Source organism: Streptomyces sp. NPDC030814, from assembly GCF_055572155.1.
Window position 1 is genome coordinate 1 of record NZ_JBVIDX010000062.1, and the last position, 2,569, is coordinate 2,569.

General features: G+C 57.1%; 2 rRNA genes. Both read left to right on the forward strand.

Going from position 1 to position 2,569, the window contains the following annotated elements:
* Positions 1-2,364, forward strand: a 23S ribosomal RNA gene (locus ACZ43N_RS42675); the annotation flags it as partial.
* A gap of 88 nt (positions 2,365-2,452) precedes the next feature.
* Positions 2,453-2,569, forward strand: a 5S ribosomal RNA gene (gene rrf / locus ACZ43N_RS42680).

A 2,569-nucleotide genomic window follows, 5' to 3' on the forward strand; every position in this document is an offset into this window, starting at 1 on the left:
AGTAGCACGCTCAAGACCCGAAGCGGAGTGATCTAGCCATGGGCAGGTTGAAGCGGAGGTAAGACTTCGTGGAGGACCGAACCCACCAGGGTTGAAAACCTGGGGGATGACCTGTGGTTAGGGGTGAAAGGCCAATCAAACTCCGTGATAGCTGGTTCTCCCCGAAATGCATTTAGGTGCAGCGTCGTGTGTTTCTTGCCGGAGGTAGAGCACTGGATAGGCGATGGGCCCTACCGGGTTACTGACCTTAGCCAAACTCCGAATGCCGGTAAGTGAGAGCGCGGCAGTGAGACTGTGGGGGATAAGCTCCATGGTCGAGAGGGAAACAGCCCAGAGCATCGACTAAGGCCCCTAAGCGTACGCTAAGTGGGAAAGGATGTGGAGTCGCAGAGACAACCAGGAGGTTGGCTTAGAAGCAGCCACCCTTGAAAGAGTGCGTAATAGCTCACTGGTCTAGTGATTCCGCGCCGACAATGTAGCGGGGCTCAAGCGTACCGCCGAAGTCGTGTCATTGCGATATGTACCCCCAACGGGGATCGTGATGGGTAGGGGAGCGTCGTCTGCCGGGTGAAGCAGCCGTGGAAGCGAGTTGTGGACGGTTGACGAGTGAGAATGCAGGCATGAGTAGCGATACAAACGTGAGAAACGTTTGCGCCGATTGACCAAGGGTTCCTGGGTCAAGCTGATCTGCCCAGGGTAAGTCGGGACCTAAGGCGAGGCCGACAGGCGTAGTCGATGGATAACCGGTTGATATTCCGGTACCCGCTGTGAAGCGTCAAACATCGAGCATCGTGATGCTAAGGCCGTGAAGCCGCCCCGGAGCCTTCGGGCAAAGGGGAGTGGTGGAGCCGCCGAACCAAGCGGTTAGTAGGTGAGTGATGGGGTGACGCAGGAAGGTAGTCCATCCCGGGCGGTGGTTGTCCCGGGGTAAGGGTGTAGGACGTCAGGTAGGTAAATCCGCCTGGCATTCGTCTGAGACCTGATGCCGAGCCGATTGTGGTGAAGTGGATGATCCTATGCTGTCGAGAAAAGCCTCTAGCGAGTTTCATGGCGGCCCGTACCCTAAACCGACTCAGGTGGTCTGGTAGAGAATACCGAGGCGTTCGGGTGAACTATGGTTAAGGAACTCGGCAAAATGCCCCCGTAACTTCGGGAGAAGGGGGGCCACACCTGGTGATGAGCTTTGCGCTCTGAGCTGGGGGTGGCCGCAGAGACCAGCGAGAAGCGACTGTTTACTAAAAACACAGGTCCGTGCGAAGCCGTAAGGCGATGTATACGGACTGACGCCTGCCCGGTGCTGGAACGTTAAGGGGACCGGTTAGCTCACTTTCGGGTGGGCGAAGCTGAGAACTTAAGCGCCAGTAAACGGCGGTGGTAACTATAACCATCCTAAGGTAGCGAAATTCCTTGTCGGGTAAGTTCCGACCTGCACGAATGGCGTAACGACTTCTCGACTGTCTCAACCATAGGCCCGGTGAAATTGCACTACGAGTAAAGATGCTCGTTTCGCGCAGCAGGACGGAAAGACCCCGGGACCTTTACTACAGTTTGATATTGGTGTTCGGTTCGGCTTGTGTAGGATAGCTGGGAGACTGTGAAGCTTGGACGCCAGTTCAGGTGGAGTCGTCGTTGAAATACCAGTCTGGTCGTGCTGGATGTCTAACCCGGGTCCGTGATCCGGATCGGGGACAGTGTCTGATGGGTAGTTTAACTGGGGCGGTTGCCTCCTAAAGGGTAACGGAGGCGCCCAAAGGTTCCCTCAGCCTGGTTGGCAATCAGGTGGTGAGTGTAAGTGCACAAGGGAGCTTGACTGTGAGACCGACGGGTCGAGCAGGGACGAAAGTCGGGACTAGTGATCCGGCGGTGGCTTGTGGAAGCGCCGTCGCTCAACGGATAAAAGGTACCCCGGGGATAACAGGCTGATCTTCCCCAAGAGTCCATATCGACGGGATGGTTTGGCACCTCGATGTCGGCTCGTCGCATCCTGGGGCTGGAGTCGGTCCCAAGGGTTGGGCTGTTCGCCCATTAAAGCGGTACGCGAGCTGGGTTTAGAACGTCGTGAGACAGTTCGGTCCCTATCCGCTGTGCGCGTAGGAGTCTTGAGAAGGGCTGTCCCTAGTACGAGAGGACCGGGACGGACGAACCTCTGGTGTGCCAGTTGTTCTGCCAAGGGCATGGCTGGTTGGCTACGTTCGGGAGGGATAACCGCTGAAAGCATCTAAGCGGGAAGCCTGCTTCGAGATGAGGACTCCCACCCACTTGATGGGGTAAGGCTCCCAGTAGACGACTGGGTTGATAGGCCGGATCTGGAAGCACGGTAACGTGTGGAGGTGACCGGTACTAATAGGCCGAGGGCTTGTCCTCAGTTGCTCGCGTCCACTGTGTTGGTTCTGAAACCACGAACAACCCCACACCGGGTGATGGTGTGGTGCGGTTGATTGTTTCATAGTGTTTCGGTGGTCATAGCGTGAGGGAAACGCCCGGTTACATTCCGAACCCGGAAGCTAAGCCTTACAGCGCCGATGGTACTGCAGGGGGGACCCTGTGGGAGAGTAGGACGCCGCCGAAC